This window comes from Bradyrhizobium sp. P5_C11_2 (genome assembly GCF_054049755.1).
Genome location: NZ_JBFULT010000512.1, coordinates 1 through 5,515, shown reverse-complemented (window position 1 = coordinate 5,515; position 5,515 = coordinate 1). Strand labels below are relative to the sequence as shown.

General features: G+C 65.7%; 5 protein-coding genes. All 5 read right to left on the bottom strand.

Annotated elements, in window-relative coordinates:
* Positions 1–710, bottom strand: a 710-nt coding sequence (locus ACXJL8_RS32560; protein ID WP_456686263.1) for an AraC-like ligand-binding domain-containing protein, incomplete at its 3' end; no start/stop codon positions are given.
* Positions 711–1,003: 293 nt separating this feature from the next.
* Entirely contained in the window at positions 1,004–2,245 is a 1,242-nt protein-coding gene (locus ACXJL8_RS32555) for an acetamidase/formamidase family protein (RefSeq protein WP_456623897.1), read from the bottom strand.
* Between the two features lie 55 nt (positions 2,246–2,300).
* A complete protein-coding gene (locus tag ACXJL8_RS32550) occupies positions 2,301–3,917 on the bottom strand; it encodes an amino acid ABC transporter permease/ATP-binding protein (protein ID WP_456623896.1) in 1,617 nt (538 codons plus the stop codon).
* Positions 3,917–4,798 carry an ABC transporter substrate-binding protein gene (locus ACXJL8_RS32545; protein WP_456623915.1) on the bottom strand — a complete coding sequence of 294 codons (882 nt, stop codon included), beginning with the start codon at positions 4,796–4,798 and terminating at the stop codon, positions 3,917–3,919. Before ACXJL8_RS32545 ends, ACXJL8_RS32550 begins: the two co-directional genes overlap by 1 nt.
* Positions 4,799–5,283: 485 nt before the next feature.
* Positions 5,284–5,515, bottom strand: a 232-nt coding sequence (locus tag ACXJL8_RS32540; protein WP_456686262.1) for a transposase, incomplete at its 5' end; no start/stop codon positions are given.

Below are 5,515 nucleotides of genomic sequence, written 5' to 3'. Positions count from 1 at the left end.
GAAATGCCCTCGGCCTGCGCGACGCGCGCCGGCACCAGTTCGGGATCGTCGAGCCGGCGCTCGATGGTCTGGCAGATCCGGTGCAGCAGCGCGGCCTGTGTCGCGCTCGATCCGGCATCGGACGTCGAGGCCGCCAGTTGATGCGCGAGCGTCAGCAGGAGATCGACCAGACTTTGCGCGACCGCGTTCCATTCGGCATCGCTCAACGTGTCGAGCGTGCGCGCGGTCGCATCCAGCAGGCGCGCGAACACATCGGCGAACCCACTGGGCGGAACGACCCGGGGCTCGCCGAGCCGCGGCTTGCCGGAGAGGCGCCCATGCAACGCCTCCGAGGTCACCGACAGCACGATCGCGCGCATGTCGCGCTGGAACACGATGCTCCAGTCCCCGCTCCGCGGCAGCAGCACGAGATGGCCGACCGGAACGATGCGGTGGCCGGCGGCGCTCTTGAGCACCATGCCGTCCTCGACCGGCATCAGCGCGATCGGCAGCTCTTCATTGGCGTGCGAAAGAGGCCCGACGCTTTGCGCGCCAGCGGCCATGCGCGTTAGCGCAACGCCCGAGGCCTGGCGATGCGACGCCGTCGCGTGCCCGTCAAGGAAGGCATGACCGGTCGCGGGTTGCAGGCCCACGGCAGCCAGCACGTCCCGCCAGGCTTCGGGGCGGTCGTCTTGCGCGTAGGACTCGCTCGTGAACGGCCGGAAGCTCATTGGATCGACCCAGATTGCCGTCGATCGAAGCAACCTCTGTGCCAGCCGCACGCGATCCTCCGTCGCCGCGACGGGCCGCAGATGAGGTTTGTTGGTCACGCGCTCATCCAGGAAACGGGCCGTCCTTCAAAGTGTTAGAGCCTGATACCGACATTCAGCACGATGCGTAGCCTGGATGGAGCCAACGGGTCGGCGCGAAGCGCCGCCCGATGACAGGCTCCGCGTAATCCGGGACCTCCGAGCCCGCTGTGACAGACCCGGATTGCGCTTCGCTCCATCCGGGCTACCCCGCATCAGTCGCACCGGAAGATGTTCTTGCGGATTGTGCCGTGGACGCCCCAATTGGCGTCGACCACCTGGGTGACACCAAAATCGGCGCCGACCGACAGCAGCGAGATCGCCTCGTCCTCGCTGAGGCCGTGCACGGTCATCAGGAACCGGCGGAGTTTTCTGAACGCATCGCGCATCGCACGGTCGAGGCTCGAGTGATTGGCAATCTCGGTTTGCGCGTCGGCGCCAAGCGCGGCGAGATAGTTCGGATAGGTGAAGCCGTAGAACGACCAGGCCTGATCGGTCTCCAGCATCGGATGGTCGAGGCCTTCGAGATTGGTGCCGGCGAGGTCGGCCTTGTTGTGCAGGATGAATTCGAAGTCGCCGGTGAGCGAGGTCTCGATCGCGGTGCCGCCGAGCTCGCTGTCGCCCTGCGCGGCATGGGGATCGCCGACGGAGAAATAGGCGCCGGGGACTGCGACCGGATAGAACATCCGCGCGCCCTTGCCGATGCGCCAGTCGTCGATGTTGCCCCCCGTGTAGCTCGGCGGGATCGAGCTGACGAAGTCGGCTTCCGATGGCGCAAGGCCCATGGTGCCGAAATGCAAGCGTGCGGGCACTTTCACGCTGGAGAGGATGTTCTCGCGCTTCCTGATGGTGGCGTGATCGACGCGGACGCCGGGATAGTCGATCATTGCGTGCACGATGCCGTCGGGATCGGTCTGCGGCGTCCAGACGTAGTTGTAGACCGCCTTGGCATACGGCTCGCCCGAGGTATCGAGCTCGAAGATGGTGACGACCTCGCGCGGCTTCGGCTCCTCGATCAAATCGTGATAATGAAAGCCCCAGTTCGCCGCGACGTTGGAGCCGAAGCAGCGGCCGGCATGGCAGGCACTGCAGCTCGGCCGCGGCCGGACGTCGAGGATGCGCACTTCAAGGATGTCGCCGGGTTCGGCGCCTTCGATCGCAACGGGACCAGTGAGGAGATGCACGCCGATCCCCTCGCCCGCGCCGCGGATGAAGGGGCCTTCGACCGGGCCGGAGCCGCGGCGCGCGACCGCCTTGTGCTCGCGCGTCCACTGGAACACGCTCTCGGCGCCGGGATCGCCGGCGATCATGCGCTCGTAATCGTCATTGGCGTGATGGGTCAGCGTCTCGATGGTGGCGCGATCGCCGGAGCGCAGCGTCAGGGCCGGGGCGACCGCCTTTGAGAAATAGCCCCAGTGGACGGTCTTTGGCGAAACCGGCAGCGTGAAATGCTTCATGTGGTGGCCTCTTCGGGGAACGCGGTCGCTGGTCTTGCGAGGCCGGACGGCAGGGTCATCGCACCGCCTCCGGAATCTTGTCGGCTTCCATCACGCTGAGGAAACGCGCGGTCAGCGGATTGCGCGGGTTGGTGAGCACCTCATGCGCCGGTCCCTCCTCGATGATGGTGCCGCCGCTCAAGAAAGCGACGCGGTCGGCGACCTCGTCGGCAAAGCGGATCTGGTGCGTCGAGATGATCATGGTCAGCCCGTCGTCGATGGCGAGGCGCCGGATTACCTCCAGCACCTCGTTGACGAGCTCGGGATCGAGCGCGGAGGTCGGCTCGTCCAGCAGCAGCACGCTCGGGTTCGGTGCGAGCGCCCGCGCGATCGCCACGCGCTGCTGCTGGCCGCCGGAGAGATGCCGCGGCAGCGCATCGGCGCGGTGTGTCAGGCCGACGCGCTCAAGCAGCTCGGCGGCGCGGCGGTCGGCATCGATCCTGGTCATGCCGTGGACCCAGCGCAGCGGTCCGGCAATGTTCTCCTTGGCCGAGAGGTGGGCGAACAGGTTGAACTGCTGGAACACCATGCCGACGCCGACGGTCGCCCGTTCGTTGGCGATGGCCCGCGGCGACAGCAGCTGGCCGTCGTCGTCAAAACCGAGGCGGCGGCCGCCGACGCGCACGGTGCCGGCGTCCCAGCTTTCGAGATGATTGATGCAGCGGAGCAGCGTGCTTTTGCCGGAGCCGCTCGGACCGAGCAGCGCGACCACCTCGCCGACGCGGACGGTGAGATCGAGCCCGCCGAGCACCTTTTGCGCGCCGTAGCTCTTGACGAGATCCTTGGTCTCGACCGCGATGTTGTTGCGCGCGATCGTCGCCGCGCGCCGGGTGCGCTCCTCGCGGGTCAAGGCCAGCGGCGGCGTCTCGGCAAGCTGCTCCGCCTGCGCGGGCCCGGCAGGCGCTTCCGCGGGATCAGGCCTGGCCGTGAGATCGACCCGGCGCCAGGGCAGATAGTCGGCGAGCTTGCGCTCGCGGCCTTTGGCGCGGTCGAGATCGAGCAGCCATTCGACGAACAGCTGGATGACGCTGATGGCAAAGGTCAGCACTAGGTAAAGCAGCCCGGAGGCGAAGAAGATCGAGAAGAAGTCGAAGGTCGAGGACGCGAGCTGGGTCGAGCGCAGCGTCAGTTCCTGGACCGCGACGACGGAGGCGAGCGAGGAATTCTTCAGCGCGCTGACGGCCTCGTTGCCGAAGGCCGGGATCATGGTGCGGATCGCCTGCGGCGCGATCACCCGCCACATCAGGACCCGGGGCGTCATGCCGAGCGCCTGGCCGGCCGTCACCTGTCCGCGATCGACCCCGAGCACGCCGGCGCGCAGCATCTCGGCGATGAACGGCGCCTCGTTGCAGGCGAGCGCGAGGCCGGCGGCCAGCACCGCCGGCAGCTTGATGCCGATATGCGGCAGCGCGTCGTAGGCAAACACCATCTGCAGGATCAGCGGCGTGCCGCGGAAGATCACGGTGTAGGCCCGGGCGATCGCCGCCAAGAGCCAGAAGCGGGACAGCTGCATCCCGGCGAGGATCAATCCGAGGATCAATCCGCCGCCGAGCCCGAGGGCGGTCACCTCGAGGGTAAGCTCGATGCCCTCGAGCAGATACGGCATGCTCAGGTAATGGAGGAACAGGGACATCAGTCAGCCGTCAGGATGTCCGGCTCCTTGAAGTTGTTCACGTCGAGCCCGTGCTTCTTCAGAAGCTCCATATGCGTGCCGGCCTTCTGCACCTCGATCAGCGCGGCGAGCACGGCGTCGCGGAATTTCGGCTTGTCCTTCGGGACGGCGATGCCGACCGAGTACGGGATCGTCACCGCGATCGCCTTCTCCAGCTTGTCCGGATAGGCCTTCACCGCGCTGTCGACGGTGTTGACGTCGTTGACATAGGTGTCGGCGCGGCCGGCGAGGATCGCCTGGATGCAGTTGGCGTTGTTGTCGTAGAGCTGGACGGTCGGCTCGGGCTTGCCGGCCTTCTTGCACTCCGGCATCAGCGCCTGGATCAGGGGCACCTCGACATAACCGGTGTTCTCGGCGGCAGCAGCACCACACATCGACATGTTGATGCCGTTGATGCCCTTCGGATTGCCCTTGGCGACCAGCACGCCGTCGAACACCTTCGAATAGGTGATGAAGTCGGCAGCCTTGGCACGTTCCTTGGTGGCGTAGATGTCGGAGATGACGATGTCGGCCTGGCCTGCGGCGAGCGTGGTCAGGAGTGCCGCGAACGTCACCGGCTTGTAGGTCAGCTTGAAGCCGAGGCATTCGCCGATGGCTTCGCCGAGATCGATGTCGAAGCCGATATATTTGCTGGGGTCCTTCGGGTCGATCGTCTCATAACCCGGCGTGTGCGGATTGATGGCGTTGACCAGCGTCTTGCCCTTCCAGTCCGGATATTTCTCCTGGAGCGCGGCGCAGGCGGCGGGCGCGGCGGCCTGCGCGCTCAGCGGTGCCGCGGCGACGAGGCCGAGAGCGATGGTGGCGCCGAGTGCGACCTTGCGCCATGGCAATGCGCGCGACATCCCCCGCCGCGTCTGGGGCAATACCCGTGTCTCCATCTCCAGCTCCTTCGAATTGTCATGGCACTGGCCATGTTCCAGATCTCGGGAGCGAGCCTAGGTGGAGTGCGGACAGGAAAGCTTGTCCGCGGGCGTACAAAAAATTGGATGGAGAGAGCCCGCGATTTGGGCAAGCGGCTGCACAAAAACTGTTCGCAGGCACGAAGCGCCGCCGGTGCGGGATTCCGAATTCGGGAGAACCAAATCATTCCAGACGACGCAGCAATTCGCGCGATCCGGGAATCATCTGGTCAGGCTATTTGACAGAGATATGACGGCTACCGACGGGGATGCGACGCTTTGCAGATGCATCTGCGGCCGGCTACCGAACCAGATCACCGCTTTCCACAGCCTATCCGCAGCATATCCACAGGGCGATTATGCCGGATTCGCGAGCCCCCACGAGCCACTTGCTGCGCACAAACTCACAGACTAGGACCGATCGACATTTATTGCATCCAGATCATTGCGGCTGCGAGATGGATGAAGCCGGTAAAGTTGGCGGTTCGCCTGTCATAACGGGTTGCCAAGCGTCGGAAGTGTTTGAGCCGGCAGAAGCAGCGCTCGATGCGGTTGCGCTGTTTGTAGGCGTCGGCGTCGTGCGGAATGATGATCCTGCGGGTGCGGTTTGACGGGATCACCGCCGTTGCGCCGATTTCCGCGATGATCGCACGCAGGGCG

Bases quoted from the DNA above. Each gene is read 5' to 3' on its own strand.
- ACXJL8_RS32555 (WP_456623897.1), bottom strand. From the start codon at position 2,245: ATGAAGCATTTCACGCTGCCGGTTTCGCCAAAGACCGTCCACTGGGGC.
- ACXJL8_RS32550 (WP_456623896.1), bottom strand. From the start codon at position 3,917: ATGTCCCTGTTCCTCCATTACCTGAGCATGCCGTATCTGCTCGAGGGC.
- ACXJL8_RS32545 (WP_456623915.1), bottom strand. From the start codon at position 4,798: ATGTCGCGCGCATTGCCATGGCGCAAGGTCGCACTCGGCGCCACCATC.